The sequence below is a fragment of the Segatella copri genome (genome assembly GCF_015074785.1).
Classification (GTDB): domain Bacteria; phylum Bacteroidota; class Bacteroidia; order Bacteroidales; family Bacteroidaceae; genus Prevotella.
Window position 1 is genome coordinate 2,338,348 of the sequence record NZ_CP042464.1, and the last position, 21,559, is coordinate 2,359,906.

The following is a 21,559-nucleotide window of genomic DNA, read 5'->3' on the forward strand; positions in this document are numbered from 1 at the left end:
TCCAAAAAGTTTCGTATATTTGCAGCGCATTGCAATTTTAGCAATCAAGATAGAATAAAAGATGAATAAAAGCTATGATGGAAAAGAATCAGATTTTTGAAAATATCATAAGCCGCACATCGGTGAGAAGTTATACAGACATGCCTGTAGAGCAAGAGAAAATTGAAATGATGCTGCGTGCCGGCATGGCCGCTCCATCGGCTTGCAACAAGCAGCCTTGGCATTTTGTGGTCATCAACGACAGAGAGATTCTCGACCAGATACCACAGTTCAGTCCTTATGCCAGCATGGTGAAGCAGGCACCACTTGCCATCGTGGTTTGCGGATGCCTGAACAAGACGCTGGAAGGCATCGAGCAGGAGTTCTGGATTCAAGACTGCTCGGCAGCCACGGAGAACATCCTGCTGATGGCTCACGGCTTGGGTCTTGGCTGTGTGTGGACAGCCCTCTATCCTCTGAAAGAACGATATGAGGGAATGCAGCAACTGCTGCATCTGCCCAAGACGATGATTCCGCTCAATACCCTCATCATCGGATATCCGAAGAATCAGGCGGAAGCAAAGGATAAGTGGAAAGAGGAGAATATTTCCTATAATAAATGGATGGAGAAAAATTCATAATACTAGAAAAAAGACAGAAAAAAGTTATAAAAAACTCCGTTTCTGAGTTTTCTAGACATCAGGAACGGAGTTCAAACATTAATCCTCGAACAGTTTATGAAATTCAACGGCATCCATAAATTGATAATTTGGATTATTTCCTACATTTCTTCTAAGCCTATTTAAATTGGAAGGAGTTGTAGCTTTCTTTGTCAGCAAAACATAGAAACTATTATCAAAAGAATAGTTAGAAGTAACCATTGCCTTTGATTCACTAACCTTTTTTGCTATCTCCTTTGAATCCAAATTCCTGGTATTGCTTAGTCGGAATTTTGCATCGGTCAAAAGTAATCTCTTATCATTCACATGCAATAGCATATCTGCAGAAGATTTCTTATCAGCATGATGTTTTTGAGAAATTCGTCTCTGAACATCATCAAGTTCTATTGCCTTATCTGTGTCAGAGAAAAGATTTTCTGAATTTGGGCATCCCTCCTGCTTCATCAAATGATGCAAGCCGACTAAATCTTTTGCTGTCCAACAATCAATCTTGATTCCCTGATAATTGCCAATCTTAAATTTCGCCATAGTTCTCTACGTATTTCTGAAGAGTATCAAAAGATTTATTGAATGATTCAAATACAGGTTCGATGTCACAACCCAAATTCTTATAGTAGAACGAATCTGTACCTTCACTTTGCTCTGCCAGATAAAAGCGAGTAGTATTCAACAAGCCTTCTTTTTCAGAGATATACCTGATAGCCGATACCATATCGGGATTGTGACTCGTGATGAGTATCTTGGTTCCAAATGTTTTGTTGATGCGAACAAGAAGATGCGCCAACTCAACCACCCATTGTGGATGAAGATTTGTTTCAGGCTCATCAATCTCCAACAAAGTGTTTTCTGTCAGCCACCCGTTTTCTATCAGGCGAAGCATATAAACCAGCGGTTTGAAGCCCGATGCTATATCTTCAATTCTAATATCCTTACCATTGTTGCTGTGATAAACTAAATCAACAGCATCGAAATTTTCCTTTTCTACAATAGAACCATCTATCATTTTATTAATAGAATGAAGTAATTCCTGTTTGCCGGTAATCTCACTTCCTTTTTCATTTACATGAACCACTTTATGTGCCAAGGAAGTCATCAGAACCCTATCTGATTGACGAAGAGAAATAGCTGCTGGTGTTCCTATATATATGGCATTATTTAAACTATATATCTTTCCAAGTCTATCAACAAGCAATTCCACTTCATCTTCCTTAAAGCTTATGCTGGCAGGAAAGCCATCCTTTTCCCGATATACAGCAGCGATTTTCTCTTTCAAGTAACTGATGGGACGATTTTTTTTGTTGTTTTCATATTTCTGAAGACATTCAGAAAACAACTGAATGGAATTTCGTTCTATATCCTCATGAACATGATTTTGTTCAGTAATCCCAAAAAGATTAAGCACTCGACGCACCTGCTGAGGATTCTGCTCTTTCTGAAGAAAGTTAACCAGCATGTCATCAAGTGAACCAATCGCTCTTTTATAATAAAAATCGAGCTTCTCCACACCACCATTACTCAATGTTACCATTGTCATTAATGATAAGGTATGGTCAAAAAATCGTTTTTTATCATCATCCAGATAATTTGAGATATCATCCAGCGCATTAGAATATTTCTCTAATGATTTGATAATCATATCTCTGAAATCAGAGAAAAAGAAACTGTCTAACACTGACAATGTATTGACGATATAATACAACCAACGGGACATAGTGCTTTTTCCACAGCCGTTGCTACCCACGATAACTGTGATACCCTCTATTTCGATATCAGCATGCCCTATAGCATGATAATTGTCTATATTAAAATTATACTTGCTCATTATTCAAACTATTTTAATGCAAAAATACGATGTTTTTGTGTAACCTCCAAATTTTCATAGCACTTTTTACTGCCAAGGGTTCATAAAAGCCAGATTCCTATCACGAATATAAGTATAAAAGACTTAAAATGAGAGAATTTATTTTGGAAATCTAGATTTTATCCCTAATTTTGCACATCAAAAAAATCATAATAAAGAAAAAGTATGAATATCAAGGAGAATTATCAACAATATGTAAGCCGATACGCTGCTGAGGTGGCTGCCCTGAAGCGTAAGAATACGGGATTTATAACGGGCGAGTTGCTGGCTTTTGGCGGCATCCTCGCCTTCCTGATCTGCTATTTCGCATTGGATGGGGATACGCAGAACTATCTGATGGGGGCGGCGCTGTGCCTGATTGCCTATTTGGGAATCAGACGACTTGACGATAAGAACAAGGAGAAGATAGAGCATCTTTCGGCTTTGCTCAAGGTTTATCAGGACGAAATCAAGGCTTTGGAGGGCGATTTCTCGCCTTTCGAGACGGGCGATTTCTATCAGAATCCGCAGCATTCTTATTCCTTCGACCTCGATGTCTTCGGCAAGAGTTCGCTGTTCAACCGCATCTGTCGAACCATCACATCGGGCGGTTCAGAGGCACTCGCCAGGAATCTTACCCGGGAAACGCCTCTGAGCCTGGAAGATATCAAAAGAAGAAGGGATTTGCAGAAGGAATTGGCTGGAGAAGGCGAAAACTGGCGAATGGAATTCCTGGCACTTGGCGAAAAGAACAGAAGCCAAACTGCGGATGGCAAGATGATGAATGGCAAGATGAAGAAGATTGATTCTGCTGCGGTGGTGGATGCGATGCAGAAGGTTTCAATGATGGAGGTGCCGGCATGGTTTGGGGCTCCGATTTCGCTCGTTATCGGATGGCTGCTGATTATCGGAGTCATCGGTTCCGTGATATTGTCGATATGCAATATGGTTTCGGTGAATTTTGCCTTATGGTGGGTGTTGGTTCAATACATGGTAATGTTCTTCGTATGCAAGCAGACACTTGACAAGATTGATAGCAATGGCGGCAAACTGCGCCATCAGCTCATCGCCTATGCCCAGATACTCCGGCTTATCAACAGGCGCAATTTCCATAGCGAGTTAGGAAAAGAGATGCAGGAATCTCTGGCAGATGCCCTGCCTTCCTTTGCCCAACTGGAAAAGATATTGAAGGGGTATGACAGAAGAGGCAACTTCCTGGGTCTTTTCTTCACCGATGCCTTCATGCTGAGCGATTTCTTCCTGGTTCGCAGTTTTCTGAAATGGAAGAATACCTATATGATGAAGATGGAGGAATGGATGCATATCATCAGCGAGATGGATGCGATGGTTTCGATGGCGAATTTCAGATATAATCATCCGGAGGCGGAAGAGGCGGAATTTGTTTCGGGAAAGCAGGAAGCAGATGAAGAAAGCGTTGTTTCAGAAAATACAGAAATCGGAAGTCCGGAAATCGTGTTCGAGGGGAAGAATCTCTATCATCCTTTCCTGGGTGCCAAGGCGGTGAAGAATGATTTCACCATCAGGGATGACAACTATTATATCATCACCGGAGCCAACATGGCAGGAAAGAGTACTTTCCTCCGTTCGCTGGGCGTGAACTATATCCTGGCAATGGCGGGTATGCCGGTGTTTGCGGATCAGCTGAAGATTTCACGTTTCAGATTGTTCTCGAGTATGAGAACCACCGATGATTTGACGCACGGCATCTCTTATTTCAATGCAGAATTGATCAGATTGGAGGAACTTCTAAAGTTCTGTAAAGAAAGTGCAGAGGGAAAGTTCTGCAAGGAAAGTGCAGAAGGAAAGTTCTACAAGAAAAGTATAGCGGGCAATAAGGAATCACTCCGGACGCTGATTATTCTGGATGAGATTCTGAAAGGAACGAATTCATTGGATAAGCTGAATGGTTCGAGAAAGTTCCTAGAAGCCATCTCCAAGCAGCCGGTGAGCGGCATCATTGCTACCCACGATTTGGAACTTTCCAAGATGGAGAATGATGCATCAGGAAAATTCCACAACTATTGTTTCGAGATAGATTTGGGCACAGATGTTACCTATACTTATAAGATACAGAAGGGTGTAGCAAGAAACCAAAATGCCACCTTCTTACTGAATAAGATTCTGGAGAAATATTAGAATAGAATTAATAAAAGCACTACAATAAGATTTATAAAACTCCCTTTTTACAAAAGTGTGTCTGATGCATACTAACTCATAATTATACGAAACACCACACTTTTATTCATTTTCTATTCATTTCCGGCTAATGGGTATTCATTTTTAATCTAAGTTATCATGCAATTTATTAGAATGGAATTTTTGAAAGAGCCAGCACCTTGAATGGGCTGACTCTTTCAATGTCACTTGTAATTGACAAACTGGAATTTTCAAATTAGTCTTTGCAAATAACCTTTGAATCTTCACCATCAATTACAATTCCCTGACGGTTGTTAATTGGGCATAGATTCAAATCCGAAAACTCAGTCATTATTTTCTCGGTAACTTTCTTAAATGGTGCTGTAAGATAATGCGGAAGAACATAGAAATCAATCAAATCAATCCCTGCATCATCTTCTTGTGAGTAGTCCTCCGGCTTTTCATCCATTTGCTCGATATATTGGATGCTTGGAGCGCATATAATTGCGCCTGCCGACTCGCCGATCATCAATTTTCCATTTGCCAATTCCTTTTTCAGCAGTCCATCAGTTCCCGTTTTACGGAGCTGGTCCATAAGAAAGAAAGAATTTCCGCCGGTAAAATATATCACATCTGCTTCTTCAAAAACAGACTGTATCATTGAATAAGCCTCCGTTGAAATATCAATTTCAGTTACGATCGCTCCCAACTTTTTGAATAATTTTCGAGCCGAGCCGACATAACCGGTGTAGCCTTCACGCAGTGAAGCTGTTGGAATAAATGCGACTTTCTTATTTTCAATTTCTTCCTTTATCAGACTTCCTACACTTGAAAAGTGCGAACATAAAAATAATTTCATCAATATTCTCCTTTATAAATTTCGATTTGTATAACAGTAGTCTAACACACGTTGTTTAAAAATACTACAGCCAAGCCAATGTAAATAGGGACTTATAAAAAAAGGAAGAGGGTGTGTCAAAAGTCCAAGAAACACCCTCTTTCCTTTTAAATAACACATTATAACTCAACGCTATCCAGGCGGAATTTGAGCAAGCCGGCTGGTACCTTTACCATTACCTCTTCACCTGCCTTCTTACCCAGAAGGGCCTTGGCGATAGGCGACTTGATAGAAATCTTGCCACTATGAAGATCTGCCTCGTGAGGATTTACTATGGTATAATTCATGCTGCACTTGTTGGCGAGATTGGTAATCTTAATCTTGCTCAACAAGCCAACGGTATCGCTCTTCAGGCGAGACTTGTCGATGACACGGGCATTCTCCAAGACCTTCTGCTTGAAGCTGATGCGGCTCAACAGCTTGCCCTGCTCACGCTTGGCTGCATGATACTCGAAATTCTCACTGAGGTCGCCCTTATCGCGGGCCTCAGCTATCGCATCGCGAACGGCTGGCAACTCTACGTTAACCATGTGTTGAAGTTCGGCCACGAGCTCATCGTAACCTTCCTGAGACATATATTCCATTTTCTCTGATAATCTTAATGAATGATGATTTTAATTTTCGGGGTGCAAAGTTACTAGTAATTCATGAAAACACCAAACATTTTTGATAAAAAGTAAATAAAAAAGAGAAGATGTGCAGCCATGACAGACAACACATCTTCTCCTTGAATATATCATTATCCCCAAACTTCCTCGGAAATCTCTCTCACCAGATCTATCTTTGCCCACTGCTCAGCATCGGTCAGTTTATTACCAATCTCGCAAGAGGCGAAGCCGCATTGAGGACTGAGACTGAGCCGATCGAGGGGGATATATCTGGCAGCTTCTCGGATGCGGGCGATGACCGTAGCCTTATCTTCCAACACCGGAGATTTGGAGGTTACCAGACCCAGAACCACCTTCTTGCCATCTGCCACATACTTCAACGGCTCGAAACCACCCGAACGCTCATCGTCATACTCCAGATAGAAGGTATCTACATCTTCATGAGCGAAGAGATAAGGAGCTACGGCATCGTAGGCACCCTTGGTGGCATAGCAGGAATGATAATTGCCACGGCATACGTGGGTGTTGATGGTCAACCCCTCAGGTTTGCCCTCGATGGCAAGATTGTTCACCTTCAGATATTGCAGGGCTTCCTGCTCAAGGGTGAAACCTGTGCCCACCTTAGCCTTCCAGTAATCGCTATCCACAATCATTCCCCAGGTGCAGTCATCCAGCTGGACGGTACGGCAACCGGCTGCATAAATCTCCTGGAAGAAGGTGCGGTAAGCCTGAGCAATATCCTCAATCAGCTGGGTAGTGTTAGGATAGAACTTGCGGGTGTTCTCGGCATTCTTGCCACGGAACAGTTCGGCAAGAAACTGTGCTGGAGCAGGAACCGTCTGCTTTGCCTCGAAGATATATTCGCCATTGGCATCCAACTCCTCAAACTGCTTTACAAAGAGGAAATCCCTGATAAAAGGATGATTCTCGCCGGTAATCTTGCCGGTCAGTTGGATAGAACCCTTGGTTGTCTCCTCGCCATGAAACTGGTAGCCATGCTCCAGTTCGATATGCTCCACGCCATTGAATCCCCACATAAAGTCGAGATGCCAATAGCTGCGGCGGAACTCGCCATCGGTGATATAAGGCAGGCGATGCGCCTTCTGCTGACTGATGACCTCAGTAATCAGCCGGTCTTCTACGGCGCGAAGGTCGGTGGCAGAAATCTTGCCATCAGCAAACTTAGCTCTCGCTTCCTTCAACTCTGCAGGGCGCAAATAGCTGCCCACTGCCTCAAAATGTATATTTCTTACGTTGCTCATATTTTTATCTCCTTATTATTATTTGATGTGAATGACTCTTTATCCTGTCATTACCGATGAATGACGCTTTGCATCCGGAATTGCGGGTGCAAAGGTAAGAAGAAGAATTTTATTTGCCAAATATTCTCCGTAATTCAGAAAAATATACTATCTTTGCAGCGAATTAAGCAAATCAGCAGAATATTATTCTGCAAGAATCAGTAAAAACAGAAATAAAGGAACAATGACAACAGAAGAAAAACTTGATGAAACAGACATCAGAATACTGAAGTTACTGCAGCAGAACTCCCGACTCACCGTGAAGGAACTTGCTGCAAGAGTACACCTCTCCCCTTCTCCCACCTTCGAGCGACAGAAGCGACTGGAACGCGAGGGATACATCCAGCGATACGGAGCCATCGTAGACCATCACAAGATGGGACACAACGTAATCGTGCTCTGCAATATCCGGCTCAAGCAACACACCCACGATTTGATTCAGCAATTTATGGATACCGTGCAGACCATCGACCAGATAACGGAGTGCTACAACACCACCGGCGATTATGACTTCCTGATCAAGGTATATGCCCGCGATATGAAAGCCTATCAGGACTTCATGCTCAACACCCTGGGAAACATCGACTGCATCGGAAGTCTGCACAGCATTATCGTGATTGGAGAAATCAAGGATTCGCATTATATACCCGTAGCTAAATAAGGAGAAACGTGATGAAAGCAAAAAATATATTGATGATATGCCTGTTTATTTCCGGACTTTTCTGCCTCCCATCCAAGGCACAGCAGCCTGGAGAAAACGTCAGTCCTCAAACCATCAGGAAACTGGGCGAGAAGCATTTCTTCTCCATCTCCACTATTCCCGATGATATCTTCCGTCTGATGCAGGGCAAGACATACAAGAAGAACTGTACCGTGGCAAGAAGCGAACTGAGATACATAAGATGCCTGCACGTAGACAAGGACGGCAGAAACATCGTAGGAGAGATGGTGGTGAACAGGGCGATAGCCACAGATGTGCTCGATATTCTGAAAAAGCTCTACGAGGCAAAATATCCGATAGAGCGGATGAGACTCATTGACTACTGGGATGCCGACGACGAAAGGGCGATGAGAGCCAACAACTCCTCCAGCTTCAACTTCCGCTTCATCTCACATACCCATACGGTATCGAAGCACGGAAGGGGACTGGCCGTAGACATCAACACCCTCTACAATCCTTACCACAAACGACTGAAGAACGGCAAGGAAGTGGTGGAGCCTGCCACCGCCCGCCCCTATCTGGACCGCAGCAAGAACCACGCTTATATGATAAAAAAAGGCGACCTCTGCTACCGGCTTTTCAAGGCAAAAGGATTCAGATGGGGAGGTGACTGGAAACACAGCAAAGATTACCAGCACTTCGAAAAATAGAAATGCAGGAAAGAACAGCCAGCAAGGAAAGGACATAAAAAAAGACTATGCCTATGTTACATCATTTCTTTAGTAACTATGGCATAGTCTTTTATTATCCTAACGATCTTTTTTATATGTAACACTAATTTAATTCACCTGTTACAGCCTTTTTATAATACATTGTAACTAGCTGTACCAGACAGAATTATATTCTCTACGTTCATCGTCCTCATTATAGAGGTTCTCATATTCAAGGTTCATAGCCTCGAATGATTCCAGTGTCTGTTTCATGATAACTCCTCCTCTATTTATTAAGTTCAACTTTTAATATGGCAAAATTACTAAAAAAACAGATTTCTGATGTCAATATTTCAGAAAACTTTTGTATTTTTGCACCATCTCTGCACATCAGGGGCAAAAAGTGCAAAAAACAGCTCTGTTCAAGAGCCATGCAAGATAAAAAACAAGAAACAAGATGAAGATATTACATACTTTACGACTCGACAGAATGAAGTGGCGCCACTGGGTACTGCTGCTGTTGCTCATCCTCGTCACCCTTACCAAGATGATTCCTCTCTGGGGAGTTATCTACACCTACCATGTTTATCCCGTTATCGGCACCCTTCTCTCGCCCATCTCGGGCATCTTTCCCTTTGCCGTGGGTGATATTTTCATAGCTCTCAGCATCGTCTGGGTCGTCCTCTATCCTATCTACGAGATGGGATTACGGAAGAAACTCGCCCGTCGATTTATCTTTCTTGCTGCCAAGAGCGGCGGCTATCCGAAGAAAAAGGTGGTCTTCGGGAGGGTAATTGAATATCTGCTGTGGGTATATGTATGGTTTTATGCTGCTTGGGGACTGAACTATTCGCAGCCCGTTATCTATTATAGAGTAGGCATGCAGCCTGCTGAGGTTTCGAAAGAGAAGTTCAGGAAATTTGCCTACCAGTATGCTGACAGCCTCAACCTTTTGAGTGAAGAACGGAGAGGGAAGAGTGAAAAATTCAATTGTATTGTGGATGATAAACTGAAGAATCGGGTGCGGAATGCGGTTCTGAAGGAATATAACAAGATAGGCTATCGGGAGGGCATCAATCCGCCTTTCAACCAGCATCCACATGCCAAGACGATGGTGTTTACGCCCCTCAGTTCGATGTCGGGTGTAACCGGCAGCATGGGACCGTTCTTCTGCGAATTTACGCTGAACGGCGATATTCTTGCACACGATTATCCGGCTACCTATGCCCATGAGTTTGCTCATTTTCTGGGCATTGCTAACGAAGGAGAGGCGAATTTCTACAGTTATCTCGTCTGTACGGCATCACAGGATAAGGCGGTGAAATTCAGCGGATATTACCACATTCTGCCCCATGTATTATATAATGTATTCGACATCCTCGGCGAAAAGGAAGGTGAGAAATATCTGAAATATATCCGTCCTGAGATAATCAGGCTGCTGAAAAGCGACCGCCAATACTGGCAGGGCAAAAGATGTAAGGCACTGGATGCCGCCCAGGATTTCTTCTTCGAACTCTATCTGAGAGGCAACCATGTAGAAGGCGGCAGAAAGAGCTATGCCGGCGTCATCGGTCTGATTCTGGCTTGGGAGAACAAGCAGGAAAAATCTCTTAAGAAAAGATGATAGAAATAATTACATGAGAAAGAAAAGACGATTGGCGCACGCTCCTGCACCAATCGTCGTTCGCATATATTTGAATATAGAAAGTAATCTTTTTTCCTTGTATAAGAGGACTAATATATTATTACGCTAAACATTTCTGCCGTTTTTTACTTCTGCTGTGCAGGTCCATGCATTCTTCTCGGACCTGGTCTTCCATCCTTACCCATTCCCTTGCGCGGACCTTTCTGGGCAAAGCGCTTCATCATCTGTCGCTCCAGTTCGTAAACACGCTGAATCTGCTGCTGGCTCAGGAACTGTGAATACTTCTTGTAGTATTTCTGACGGATGTTGAGAATCTTCTCGCTCATCTCGAAACGCTGCTTAATTTCCTGTTCGGTCTGGGCATCCGTTTTCATTTCGCCCTTCTTGTGATGAGGGCGAGGACCCAAAGCCCATACCTCTTTCTGACAATCAGTATAGGTCTCGATAAACTTAGCGTTGGTCTTTTCATCAAGCCCCAAATTACGAGAGATGTACTGAGCCTGCTTTTCTGCCAACTGTTCACGACTGAGGCGCTGCTTCTGGTTAGGCGTCTGTGCACATACACTTGTAGTAACCGTCATCATGGCGATGACCATCATTAAAATACCAAAAAATCGTTTCATAACTCTATCATTTTAAATTATTATTGAATCCGTTTAATTGTTGAGGAACACATCCTCCTGATATACAGAGAGAAGATAAGCCTGATCGGCAGAAGACAGCTGTGCGAAAGCCTGATCTACCTCCTGTATTCCGTTATTCACCTGTGAAGGTTGAGAAGAAGAGGCTGAGAAATCGATGTTGAGTACCAGGAGTACTGCCACCGATGCTGCCACAGCCATTGCAGCCGCCCATATCCCCCTTATCAGAGGTCGTTTCTTCGTCTGTATCCTGGCAGGTGCCGGTTTGTCGTTCTTCACCTGCTCCAGGATATTGGCTTCCATCTCCTTGAAGAATCCTTCTGGCGTAGAATAAGGCATCCGCTTACCCACCTTGCCGAAGTCAAACTTCCCGGTTTTGTTGAAATCAAAATTTGTATCCATATTCTTTTCCATTTTGAATAACCATTAAAAACTCACAGAACTCTCACTTAATCGTTCGAATTCATGTACTTAATAATTTTCTCTTTGGCAACATGATAGCTTGCCTTGATACTTGTTGGTGTGGAATCCGCAACCTTGGCTATTTCGTCGAACTCGAGTTCGTCGTAATATCTCATATTGAATGCCAGCTGCTGCTTGGGCGGAAGCGAGAGAATCGCCTTCTGCAGTTTCACCGCCACCTTATCATCAAAGTCGATATAATCATCACCTTGAATCAGGTTGACACCTGTGGTTTCCGATTCTATGGAAACAACTTTCTGTCTCCGTTTGCTGATAATCCTAAGAGCCTCATTTGTGGCTATGCGATAAATCCAGCTTCTCAGAGAGCAATCGCCCCGATAGTTGCCGAACGAGCGATAGATTCTCACGAAGGTTTCCTGCGAGGCATCCTGTGCATCATCATGCGAAACCACCAGTCGGCGAATATGCCAATATACGTTTTCCTGGTATTTCGCCATCAGCATCCGAAATCCGTTCTGTGGATTTTCCTTCAGCGTATCCACTATGCCATTGTCATTTATACTCATATTCGTTTATTTTCATGAACGTTACAATAATATGACCATTCAAAATGAGAAAAGTAAAAAGGCGGGATACTTTTTTTCTAAAAAAATCGTTTATTTCAGAATAACTGATTCTACCACCTGTTATAAATCTACTCTCACTAAAGTTCACTATCATCATTTTTGAGCTCGATTAGATGAACGTCACAACTATATGAACTTAGAATACAGGAAAAGTAAAAAGGCGGGATACTTTTTTTCGATACCAGTTTAATTTTTCCTTCTCTTTTCTCTTTTAATATCATAGAGAAGAGAAAAAAAGGAGCTATTCCTCCGGTTTCTAATCAAGAAAATAACTCATCGGCAAATGTATAAACAATTTCACGAACCACCAAATTTTTAGCTAACTTTTTTCAGTTTTATCTACATTTTTCTGTTTTTCACTGATTTTTCTGAATGATATCGCTGTTTGTTGCATGATAAAGGAGCAAATCAGCCCTATTAGAATATCAGCATAGAAAAAGAGCTGAAATATTGGGCAGTATCAAATAAAAGACTTATCTTTGCATTACACAAAATATGTAACATAAAATATGTAATGCTCTTAAAAACATGCTTTCTGCCACTTTTCCTAGGGACTTTTATTTTTTCCTTATTTCCGCAACACTATAATTTAATATTTTTTATAAGCACCTGAGCAACAAAAAGTTGCTCAGGATTTTGCCATGTCAGAAATTTCACTTATCTTAGTGTTGCAAAATAAAAACAAACAAAATTCTGAATGACATGGCAAAAGTACAAATAAAATCTGAGAAACTCACTCCTTTTGGGGGATTTTTTTCGATTATGGAGCAATTTGATGCTCTTTTAGCTCAAACCATAGATTCCACCTTGGGATTGAGATGCACTATGTTTGGTTATCAATATAGCGAGATTCTACGCTCTCTGATGTGCGTATATCTTTGTGGTGGCTCATGTATTGAGGATGTTACAACTCACCTGATGAAACATTTGTCTCTTCATCCAACTCTTCGCACTTGCAGCGCAGACACCATATTACGTGCTATCGAAGAACTGACTTTTAAGAGCATCACCTATAAGTCAGCTTCTGGCAAATCCTATGATTTCAATACTGCAGACAAGATGAACTGCTTACTGGTCAATGCCCTGCTTGCTACTGGTCAATTGAAATCCGGTCAAGAGTATGATTTTGACTTTGACCATCAGTTCATTGAAACAGAGAAGTATGATGCAAAACCAACCTACAAGAAGTTCTTGGGCTATAGTCCAGGTGTAGCTGTCATTAACGACATGATTGTTGGTATTGAAAATAGAGGCGGCAACACAAACGTGCGCTTCAACCAAAAAGAAACTTTTGAAAGAATCTTCAAGCGATTGGAGGCTTCGGAAATATATATTTCTCGTGCCCGCATGGATTGCGGCTCATGTTCGGAGGAAATCGTAGATATGGTAGAGGCTCATTGCAGGCATTTTTATATTCGTGCCAACAGATGCTCTTCTTTCTACGATTCCATGTTTGCCTTAACTGGATGGAAAACTGTTGAAATCAACGGTATTGAGTTTGAGTTGAATTCTATCCTTGTTGAGAAATGGAAAGGAAAACCGTATCGTCTTGTCATACAGAGACAAAGGCGAATAAAGGGAGACCTTGACATTTGGGAAGGCGAATATACCTACAGATGTATACTGACTAACGATTACAAGTCGAGTGCAAGAGACATCGTGGAATTCTACAATCTTCGTGGTGGCAAGGAACGCATCTTCGATGACATGAACAATGGCTTTGGCTGGAATCGATTGCCAAAATCGTTCATGGCACAGAATACTGTATTCCTGCTTATGACAGCTCTCATCAGAAACTTCTACAAAGCTATTATGCAGAGATTGAAAACCCGTGAATTTGGATTGCGTGCCACCAGCAGGATCAAGACCTTTGTTTTCAAGTTCATCTCTGTTCCTGCAAAATGGATTAAGACATCACGCAGGCATGTATTGAACATTTACTCAGACAACAATACTTATGCCAACCTGTTCAAGACAGATTTTGGTTAAAGACCATGCTTTTCTGGTTAAACCAGCGTATTACCTCAAGTCGCTTTATGGGGTAAGGGGATTTTGTGTCTGCGACGTTTCTGTTATGCAAGGAATATGTACAATAAAATGAATTTTTGTCGTTTTACAAGCAAAATCCCACGAAACCCAATAGGTTGCTGATTTGAGGATGATAATAAACACCCTTACTGGAAGTTTGCCGAAGATATGTAACTATCGGGAGCCTCGCCCTTGAATGTTTACGATACCTATATAACAAAGCGTGTGCCAATGGTAATATTGACACACGCAGGCTGATTAGTTATCATAAGTTGCTATTTCTTTGAAAAGTATTTGCCACCTTTTATAATAATAAGGCCTTGTCGATTGACTTGAGCTGTCCGCCTTCCCAAAGCATCATAAGTCTTGTGCTCAGACACTCTCTTCACTATTGTCTGACAGATATGAGAAGGTTGCATAATTTTCTGAATGGAGAAATCTGCGTATCTGAGTTCTTCGTCACGCAACAGGTCTTCCATCGAGCGATTATCGCCGATATAACGATAAATTCCCCATTTGGGTCGTAGTCCAGCACAGTCAGTACGCCACATATCGCAAGACTCTGCGTCTACGCGAAGCACTTGCTCGCCAGTTTTAACATCGTTAATAACCACCGAATACAGCCCTTTCTCCCCAAAACGAACACTTTCGGTCACCTCTACCCAATGGCCCATCAGTAAGGTTAAGTCTGCCGAAGCCATAGTCTTCAGAGCCCCCGTATGCCTATCATGATGTCTTACCTGTAGCACCTGCTTCTCTTTCTTCCCGCTACCCGTGGTTCGACAAGTAAACGTAATGAGCGGCGTAGACACATCAGCCGTTCCAGCCTTATTGTCGATGCCTTTCAACTGATGGATATGTGTAAAATTCTTGGTTGTCAGCAATCCCTTAGGCAGCAGAAACTTCCATTTGAAAACCATCGTTTCGCCTTCAAAGCCAATCATAGCCTCTGGCGAATTATCGAAAGTCTTGATTTCGTTGCGCTGTCGATCGGTAGTACTCTCAATGCCCCGGTCATCATCTATTTGGGCATGAATGAAAAACTGAAACACATATTTTTTCAGCGTCTCATCCATGACTTGCTGTATGTGCTGAAAAGGCTCAGAAGCATGGTCGCGCGAGAAATCAGGACACTCATACATATATCCCGAAGAAGTAATCAGTTGATAGGTCGTTGAGCTTTTACCATCGGCAATGAGTGTTCCGTCAGGTTCACCTGCCATCACCGACAATGGTAACATCACAACTGCCAAAATTAGATATTTCATATCGTCGGCAAGATCCTGATCCATGTGATGCTGTGAACGCCAGTTGAACGCAATCTTAGCGCCTGCATTATAAAGAGCCTCCGCCATAGCGAAGCAAATGCCATAAGCGGCACCGGTAACGAGAGCTACCTTGCCCTCAAGTGAAAACATTTTGTCCATAGTAGTATTGTTTATTTTAAATCAGTAGTCTTAATCTTCTGCATATCTGTGTAGTCGAGGTTCTCGCCTGCCATACCCCAGATAAAGGTGTAGTTGCTTGTACCAGCAGCGCAGTGGATAGACCATTGCGGAGAGATAACAGCCTGCTCGTTGTCCATCCACTTGATGGGCGTGTTTCCTGTGGCTCGCCCATCAAGTGGCATAAATTGAACAATTATTTTAAGCAAGCACCTATTCCACGGTGCCTTGCTGCTCAATGCGCTTGGCCTCTTCCAAGAGCTTGATGGCATCCACATACTGGGCGATGCCCTGTGCCACCTCCTTGGCTGCCTTCATCGCAAGAACCACAGTCTGAGGACGATGCACCACATCACCTCCGGCAAATACGCCTCGGCGAGTGGTCATACCGTATGGACGTTCCACCACCTTGACATAGCCCTTCTCATCTACCTCGATACCTGCCGTGGTAGACACGATGCGATTGGCTGGACGAGAACCGATGGCCAGATAGATGCGGTCGAACTTCTCCACTCTCTCGCCCTCTGGGGTATTGAGCACACAGCTGCCGAGTCTACCATTCTTGCCCTTGAGGAAAGCCTCTACGGTGGTCTTCCACTCAAACTTCACTCCTTCCTTCACAGCCTCCTCATACTCGCTCTGGATGGCAGGCATCTCTTCCTGGGTCTTGCGATAGAGCACAGTTACGTCGGCTCCCAGTCGGATAGCGGTACGAGCGGCATCCATCGCCACATTGCCACCGCCGATGACGCCTACCTTCTCGCCATCACGCAGAGGCACCATCTCTCTAGTCAAGGCACCCTCATTATAGGCATTCACATTGTGCAGGAAGTAGGTGCTCTGGCTCACACCATGGAGCTTGCTGCCCGGTGTGGAATCCATGTTCTGTGGCACACTGGTACCCGTGCCCATGAAGATAGCATCATAGCCGGCACGGAACAGGCTGTCGATGGTAACATTGTTCTCACCCACCATGCTTTTGGTGATAAACTGTACGCCCAATGCCTCAATCTTGCTCACCTCATCGCGCACCACGCTCTTAGGCAGTCGATACTCAGGAATGCCATACATCAGCACACCGCCCGGCTCTGCCTGTCCCTCGAAGATGGTTACATTGAAGCCCTGGCGAGCCAAATCGCCCGCTACGGTCAGACCTGCAGGTCCTGAACCGATGACGGCTACCCTGCCACGAGTTTTCTGTGGCAAGCGCTCACGAGAGAGATTCATCTTGGTATCGAAGTCGGCGAGAAACTGCTCCAACTTGCCTATCTGCACCGGTTTGCCCTTCTTGCCCAGCACACAGTGACCCTGGCACTGCTTCTCGTGAGGGCACACACGGCCGCAGATGGCAGGCAGGTTGCTCTTGGCATTGATGATGCTCATCGCCGCACCCATATTGCCCATGGACAATTCGTGTACAAAGTCGGGGATATCATTCTCTATAGGACAGCCCTTGCGACACTGCGGAATCTTGCAGTGCAGACAGCGCTTGGCCTCCTCAATAGCCTCTCGGGTAGAGAAGCCCTCGTTTACCACTTGGAAATTTATATCTTTCTTTTCTTCCTGTTCACTCATACTTGTTACTCTCCTATTTTTAAAGTTACTGAGCCTGTGCAACAAAAGCCAAAGACTCACGGCACTTGTCGCTCACTGCCTTCCAATCACCAGCAGCGATAGTGGCCTTCGGGAAAAGCTTAGAGCCCATACCTACACAGTTGGCACCTGCCTTAATCCAAGAAGCTATGTTATCTGCATCTGGAGATACACCACCTGTAACCATGATAAGCGACCAAGGCATTGGGGCCTTCAAGCCCTTAACAAAGTTAGTACCAAGAACGTCACCAGGGAATACCTTGCAAAGATCGCAACCCATCTCCTGAGCCATACCGACCTCTGTTACTGAGCCACATCCTGGTGTATAAGGAATAAGACGACGGTTGCAAACCTTAGCTACGTCTGGGTTGAACAACGGACCTACTACAAAGCAAGCACCAAGCTGAATGTAAAGAGATGCTGTAGGAGCGTCGACGATAGAGCCTACACCCATTGCCATATCTGGACATTCCTTAGCTGCAAACTTAACTACCTCAGCGAATACCTCGTGAGCGAAGTCACCACGGTTGGTAAACTCGAATGCACGAACACCACCATCATAGCAAGCCTTTACGATGTTCTTTGCTATCTCTACGTCGTTATTATAGAATACAGGCACCATACCAGTCTCGGTAATCTTTGCAAGCACCTGCTGTTTGTTGAATTTAGCCATAATGATAAATGAAAAGCCCTCCCCCCATCTCCTTCCCCATAGGGAGAGGAGTGGTATGTTAGGCAAATTATTGTTTAAAATAAAGTTATTATTATATAAAGCTTAAGCTCTCTCCTTCCTTTTATCAGCTATATATTATAGGTATAAAAGCTGTATTAAAACTTTTATAAGCAATATCAGCATACAAATCGTCCACTATTGGGATGGGACGTAGGTGAGGCTTTTAGCCTTTATTTATCGCTGTACACGACCATTAGCATTGCCAGCTGCCAAAGCCTCTACCTCATCAACTGTAACAAGGTTGAAGTCACCGTTAATAGTGTGCTTCAATGCCGAAGCTGCAACGGCAAACTCAAGAGCTTCACCCTGTGTAGGCTTTGTAAGCAAACCATGGATAAGACCACCTGAGAATGAGTCGCCACCACCTACACGGTCGATAATAGGCATAATGTCATAACGACGGCTCTCATAGAACTCCTCGCCGTTATAGATAAGAGCCTTCCAACCATTATGTGTTGCCGAGAAGCTCTCGCGCAGAGTAGAAACAACATACTTGAAGCCAAACTCCTTCTTCATCTGCTCGAAAATCTTGTGATAGCCGCTTGCGTCGGTCTGTCCACCCTCAACGTCAGCGTCTGGCTTAAAGCCAAGGCAGAGCTGTGCGTCTTCCTCGTTGCCTATGCAAACATCAACATACTTCATCAAAGGACGCATTACAGAGATAGCCTTCTCTGATGTCCAGAGCTTCTTACGGAAGTTGAGGTCAACACTCACTGTTACACCGTGACGCTTAGCAGCCTCACAAGCAAGACGTGTAAGCTCGGCAGCATTGTCGCTGATAGCAGTAGTAATGCCACTCCAGTGGAACCACTGAGCACCTTCCATGATAGCATCGAAGTCGAAATCCTCTGGCTTAGCTTCTGCAATAGCAGAGTGAGCACGGTCGTAAACAACCTTTGACGGACGCATAGAAGCACCTGTCTCAGCATAGTATAGACCCACACGATCGCCACCACGAGCAACGAAGCTTGTATCTACACCATAACGACGCAATGCGTTAACTGCCATCTGACCAATCTCATGCTTAGGAAGCTTGCTCACAAAGTAAGCCTCATGACCATAATTAGCTACACTAACAGCTACGTTAGCCTCACCGCCACCAGGGATGACGCGAAGAGTTTCTGACTGGATAAAACGGTCGTTACCGACTGGAGAAAGGCGAAGCATAATCTCGCCTAGGGTTATAATCTTTGCCATAAATATATATTTATTTTGTTCGTTAATATTTTTTGTTCGTTACCTACTATGTTATAATGTGACTATCTTTTAAGATACGCTTGTATAGTTTCTTAATACTACAGTATTCTCGTCGAGAACTGTCTATCACGTCATAGAGAAGCTTCTATCACTTCAAGTTCTTCTGTATGAAATCGGCCGATTTGAAAAAGATTTCCTCCATCTTGTCTGAACCTTTCGACGATAAGTTGTGATCATAGAAAGGATAGACGGAAAGCACAGCCTCACCACCCTTCTGCTTTACAGCATCAGCCAACATCTTGCTCTGTTCGCACTCCACTGTCAAGTCGTAGGTTCCACAGACGAGCAGACAAGCAGGAATATTCTTCTGGGGGATGAGGTTGATGGGCGACACGGCAGCGAGCGTTTTAGGATTGAGCTGATCGAAATAAGCGATGCGCTGAGCATCCTTCGTCTTTGCCGTAATCTTAGCCTTCTGCAGATCATAGATTCCAGAATAGCCCACCAGCAGTTTGGCTTGCGACTTCATGGCACCCACAGCTGCCAGATGAGCTCCCGCTGACGTACCTAAGAATCCAAAACAAGAGGGGTCTACATGAAGTTCTTTGGCATGGTTTTGCACATATTTCAGCGCATCCATCACATCCTGTATCGTGACCTGAATCGTGGCTCCTGGCTGTGGCGCCAAGGTATAAGAAACTCTCACGCCTGTGATTCCAGCCTGTTTGGCAAGATATTGCGACAAGACCTTAGAAGAACCATTGTTACTAGTGCGCCATCCCCCGCCATGCAGATAAATCATAAAAGGTGCGGGCTTGTCCGAAACCGCCTTGTCTACAGAAAGAATCAGTTCATAACCATTCGCTTTCTTGTAGACGATGTCTACTGTTTCTACGCCCTTGTAGAGTTTGCTTGTCAGTCTTTGCGGTTCATACTTATATGGCACCAGCACATCAGTAAGCTTACTCATGTCCATGCGTGCCTTGGCATAACGCGCTTCTTGCAAGAGTTTATACCCACCCTGTCCATCCTCTATCAGCTTCATGGCATAGTGATTGGTGAGTTGAGTGGTCTGTGCCTTCACACCTATAGCAGTGCCTAACATGGCACAAACCAAGCATAATAAAGATAAATATTTTTTCATTTTCTGAATCTTATCAATAAATCATTTATGTTTCGGCAGTTCTACCAAATGGGGTTAGCGACTGATCTGAACGTCGTAATAAGGCATCAACAGAGCACTTTTATCCGTCATTCCCAGCTGATAAGCCAGTTTGGTGTAGTTTTTATTTCCCAAAGCCTTTCCTGCTTCGAGCAAGATAGGAGTAGCACGTTGGGCATCAAACTTTTTGATTTGCTTGTACGTCCACTTCTCTGGCGACTTGTAATAAGGATACAAGAAAGCGACGACATCTGCCAATGACTTTTGCGAAGCAGTCTTCATAGTCCAGAGATTTTCACCGATACCTGCAGCTATAAAAGAAGCCTGCAAAGATGCCTCACAAACAAAGGTGGAATAGTGCAAGGACAAAGTGCGAGCCAACTCCTGTGGCAGTGAACCATTCTCAGCTATCTGATTGTTGAGTTTCTGCATGAAGTCGTCGCGCAGCACTTCTCTGATTCGATTTTCGTAACCCAAGAAAGCTAATAGTTCCATGTGCGTCACGTCAAACCACAAGCCATGATTGTTTTTAGTTCTACGCTCCATTTGTCCCTGAGTACTGTGCTCCATCCAATACAAGAAAGCCTTTCCCCATTCAGTGAGTTGTGTCTGGTCATGCTCTGTCCATCCAGCATAATCCTTGATGAGAGCCGACATACACAGAGCTCTACAAGCATGACGCGCATCCAGTATGCCCGTACCACGAAGTTTGGTGCGTCCAGGGATGAACTGTGAATAAGTCATATTGGGATTCATACCCGTGATGCTGTCGGTAAACCATGCACGCAGATAACGCGCACAATGTTCAGCATACAAACTTTTGCCTGTGACATAATATAACAAAGAAAGACAGTCTACGGCATTAGCCATTTTCACCATAGCCTTCTCGCTCATATAAGAATCGATTTCAGGATTCACCTTACCATCATGTCGCACATAAGGGAGTCCGTCTTTCTTTGTCGTATCCGGCCACCAGTAGCGAGACAAAGAGATGTAATCACGAGCATCATTAGAGGGAGGTAATATCTTCGACTTGACCGTAGGGGCCTTGTCCTTCATCAGTTTAACCGCCATCCCCTCATAGAAGCCAACCATCTTAACAGCCTGCTCATTGTTGTGCAGATAAGCCTCTTTAAGAGCAGACAGTCGCTGCTTGTCAAGAGGCAGAATCTGAGCCTTTGCAGAGACCAAAGCCCCTGCAAAGACCAGTAATACTATGAGTTTTCTCATTT

At 43.9% G+C, this 21,559-nt stretch carries 20 protein-coding genes and 2 pseudogenes; 6 read left to right on the forward strand and 16 right to left on the reverse strand.

The genetic code is table 11. The features are described from left to right. Positions 1-74 precede the first annotated feature (74 nt). Positions 75-620, forward strand: coding sequence for a nitroreductase family protein (locus tag FO447_RS10025; RefSeq protein ID WP_118064995.1), 546 nt, complete (start codon positions 75-77; stop codon positions 618-620). A gap of 78 nt (positions 621-698) precedes the next feature. On the opposite strand, the gene FO447_RS10030 is transcribed toward FO447_RS10025, so the two are convergent. Together FO447_RS10030 and FO447_RS10035 are read right to left on the reverse strand one after the other, a co-directional pair. Beyond that, positions 699-1,187, reverse strand: a complete 489-nt coding sequence (locus tag FO447_RS10030; RefSeq protein ID WP_200756204.1) for a hypothetical protein — start codon at positions 1,185-1,187, stop codon at positions 699-701. Continuing rightward, complete coding sequence (locus FO447_RS10035; protein ID WP_200756205.1) at positions 1,174-2,481, reverse strand: AAA family ATPase; 1,308 nt, start codon at positions 2,479-2,481, stop codon at positions 1,174-1,176. Before FO447_RS10035 ends, FO447_RS10030 begins: the two co-directional genes overlap by 14 nt. A gap of 204 nt (positions 2,482-2,685) precedes the next feature. On the opposite strand from FO447_RS10035, the gene FO447_RS10040 reads away from it, so the two are divergent. Further along, on the forward strand, positions 2,686-4,656 hold the full coding sequence (locus tag FO447_RS10040; protein WP_200756206.1) for a MutS-related protein: 1,971 nt from the start codon (positions 2,686-2,688) through the stop codon (positions 4,654-4,656). A gap of 256 nt (positions 4,657-4,912) precedes the next feature. Here the strand turns inward: FO447_RS10040 and FO447_RS10045 are convergent, their stop codons facing one another. The 3 genes from FO447_RS10045 to FO447_RS10055 form a co-directional block, all read right to left on the reverse strand. Beyond that, positions 4,913-5,515, reverse strand: a complete 603-nt coding sequence (locus FO447_RS10045; protein WP_117729507.1) for a Type 1 glutamine amidotransferase-like domain-containing protein — start codon at positions 5,513-5,515, stop codon at positions 4,913-4,915. A 158-nt stretch (positions 5,516-5,673) separates the two neighbouring features. After that, positions 5,674-6,138, reverse strand: coding sequence for a transcription elongation factor GreA (gene greA, locus FO447_RS10050; RefSeq protein WP_006848453.1), 465 nt, complete (start codon positions 6,136-6,138; stop codon positions 5,674-5,676). Positions 6,139-6,293: 155 nt separating this feature from the next. Continuing rightward, positions 6,294-7,424, reverse strand: coding sequence for a 5-methyltetrahydropteroyltriglutamate--homocysteine S-methyltransferase (locus FO447_RS10055; protein WP_200756207.1), 1,131 nt, complete (start codon positions 7,422-7,424; stop codon positions 6,294-6,296). A gap of 223 nt (positions 7,425-7,647) precedes the next feature. On the opposite strand from FO447_RS10055, the gene FO447_RS10060 reads away from it, so the two are divergent. From FO447_RS10060 to FO447_RS10070, 3 genes are all read left to right on the forward strand, one after another. Beyond that, complete coding sequence (locus FO447_RS10060) at positions 7,648-8,124, forward strand: Lrp/AsnC family transcriptional regulator (protein WP_118065003.1); 477 nt, start codon at positions 7,648-7,650, stop codon at positions 8,122-8,124. A gap of 11 nt (positions 8,125-8,135) precedes the next feature. Next, entirely contained in the window at positions 8,136-8,834 is a 699-nt protein-coding gene (locus FO447_RS10065; RefSeq protein ID WP_006848456.1) for a M15 family metallopeptidase, read from the forward strand. Positions 8,835-9,291: 457 nt separating this feature from the next. Continuing rightward, entirely contained in the window at positions 9,292-10,458 is a 1,167-nt protein-coding gene (locus FO447_RS10070) for a DUF3810 domain-containing protein (RefSeq protein WP_234698976.1), read from the forward strand. A 146-nt stretch (positions 10,459-10,604) separates the two neighbouring features. On the opposite strand, the gene FO447_RS10075 is transcribed toward FO447_RS10070, so the two are convergent. Genes FO447_RS10075 through FO447_RS10085 form a run of 3 tightly spaced genes read right to left on the reverse strand, consistent with a single transcriptional unit; the run spans position 10,605 to position 12,109 of the window. After that, on the reverse strand, positions 10,605-11,102 hold the full coding sequence (locus tag FO447_RS10075; protein ID WP_200756208.1) for a hypothetical protein: 498 nt from the start codon (positions 11,100-11,102) through the stop codon (positions 10,605-10,607). Between the two features lie 33 nt (positions 11,103-11,135). Continuing rightward, the gene (locus FO447_RS10080; protein WP_200756209.1) at positions 11,136-11,522 is read right to left on the reverse strand and encodes a hypothetical protein; all 387 of its coding nucleotides are present in this window, start codon (positions 11,520-11,522) and stop codon (positions 11,136-11,138) included. 47 nt (positions 11,523-11,569) lie between these two features. Beyond that, a complete protein-coding gene (locus tag FO447_RS10085; RefSeq protein WP_200756210.1) occupies positions 11,570-12,109 on the reverse strand; it encodes an RNA polymerase sigma factor in 540 nt (179 codons plus the stop codon). A gap of 762 nt (positions 12,110-12,871) precedes the next feature. Between FO447_RS10085 and FO447_RS10090 the strand changes: the two genes are divergently transcribed. Continuing rightward, complete coding sequence (locus FO447_RS10090) at positions 12,872-14,158, forward strand: IS1380 family transposase (protein WP_200756211.1); 1,287 nt, start codon at positions 12,872-12,874, stop codon at positions 14,156-14,158. Between the two features lie 314 nt (positions 14,159-14,472). Here FO447_RS10090 and FO447_RS16085 read toward each other — a convergent pair whose 3' ends face one another. The 8 genes and pseudogenes from FO447_RS16085 to FO447_RS10125 form a co-directional block, all read right to left on the reverse strand. Beyond that, positions 14,473-15,489: a hypothetical protein gene (locus FO447_RS16085; protein ID WP_234699117.1), complete on the reverse strand. Its 1,017-nt coding sequence runs from the start codon at positions 15,487-15,489 to the stop codon at positions 14,473-14,475. Continuing rightward, positions 15,472-15,624: pseudogene (locus tag FO447_RS10095) on the reverse strand (gluconate 5-dehydrogenase); the annotation flags it as partial. The pseudogene FO447_RS10095 and the gene FO447_RS16085, both read right to left, overlap by 18 nt. Positions 15,625-15,635: 11 nt before the next feature. Further along, positions 15,636-15,829 (reverse strand): annotated as a pseudogene (locus tag FO447_RS10100) (5-dehydro-4-deoxy-D-glucuronate isomerase); the annotation flags it as partial. Positions 15,830-15,855: 26 nt separating this feature from the next. Continuing rightward, positions 15,856-17,217 (reverse strand): NAD(P)-dependent oxidoreductase, encoded by a 1,362-nt coding sequence (locus FO447_RS10105; RefSeq protein WP_118141636.1) that lies wholly within the window; start codon positions 17,215-17,217, stop codon positions 15,856-15,858. 25 nt (positions 17,218-17,242) lie between these two features. Continuing rightward, positions 17,243-17,908: a bifunctional 4-hydroxy-2-oxoglutarate aldolase/2-dehydro-3-deoxy-phosphogluconate aldolase gene (locus tag FO447_RS10110; RefSeq protein WP_117693310.1), complete on the reverse strand. Its 666-nt coding sequence runs from the start codon at positions 17,906-17,908 to the stop codon at positions 17,243-17,245. Between the two features lie 234 nt (positions 17,909-18,142). Continuing rightward, on the reverse strand, positions 18,143-19,165 hold the full coding sequence (locus FO447_RS10115) for a sugar kinase (protein ID WP_117727525.1): 1,023 nt from the start codon (positions 19,163-19,165) through the stop codon (positions 18,143-18,145). 148 nt (positions 19,166-19,313) lie between these two features. Beyond that, entirely contained in the window at positions 19,314-20,309 is a 996-nt protein-coding gene (locus FO447_RS10120) for an alpha/beta hydrolase (RefSeq protein ID WP_117727524.1), read from the reverse strand. A gap of 54 nt (positions 20,310-20,363) precedes the next feature. Continuing rightward, complete coding sequence (locus FO447_RS10125; protein ID WP_117727523.1) at positions 20,364-21,557, reverse strand: alginate lyase family protein; 1,194 nt, start codon at positions 21,555-21,557, stop codon at positions 20,364-20,366. Between the last annotated feature and the right edge of the window lie 2 nt (positions 21,558-21,559).